This is a genomic window from Parendozoicomonas sp. 209JJ7-1 (assembly GCF_058147085.1).
In genome coordinates this window covers 1-781 of the sequence record NZ_JBYVJU010000096.1, presented here as the reverse complement: position 1 = coordinate 781, position 781 = coordinate 1, and the positions used below count along the sequence as shown (strand labels likewise).

Below are 781 nucleotides of genomic sequence, written 5' to 3'. Positions count from 1 at the left end.
ATCCTTACCCGCGTTTGCAACGGGCTTGCGGGGCGTGATGGACACCAGCATTGTAGAAGTCGTTGGATTGAGACCCAGGGAACTATTCAGGTCGGGCAGCAGCATGCGATAAACAATTTCAAAACGCGCGGGTACCTTGAGCGTTTCCAGTTGAACTGTGTAGGTATCCTGACCCGCAGCAAAGCTGATAAGCTCGTCCAGATCGTTCTTCACGGTGCGTCCATCAGGCAGCGTGTAGTTTGCGATGTGAGTACTGGAGGTAATGGGAGACGGCTGTGACCCGGGCCCACCCTGAATACGTACAGCATTGTTAAAATCTTTCTCCGGTGCTCTGTTCAGGCGAACGGAGAAGGTGCCGGTCTGGCCCTGCTGAATACGGATGTTCTGGGTGCTATAGCCAACGGCCAGAGGGTCCGTATTCACACTGGCAGGGGCGGAGAAAGCACCATCCCCTTCAGCATTCATGGCCGCTACCCGCACCTGGTAACTGGTACCTTCTTTCAGATTCGCAAACGTTGCAGATGTGTTGGTGCGACCGTTGACAATCTTATCCTTGCCCCAGGTGCCACTCTTGCCTTCACGCAGCTGGACGCGATAACCGGTGATGGCGGGTCTGGCCGGCAGGGCATCGGCTACCGGGTCCCAGTTAACAGTAAGCTGGCGAATATCATACGACAGACGCACATTGCCGGGAGCCGCTGCGGGTACGGCACTTTGTACAGTGACAACAACCCTGGCAGTGGCATCAATGCTGTTATCAGCCTTCCCATCCTCATTTAAG

General features: G+C 55.3%; 1 protein-coding gene. It reads right to left on the bottom strand.

Going from position 1 to position 781, the window contains the following annotated elements; genetic code table 11:
• Window positions 1–781 (bottom strand): fibronectin type III domain-containing protein (locus ACY2RQ_RS19525; protein ID WP_490114685.1); only part of this gene is annotated, 781 nt, incomplete at both ends.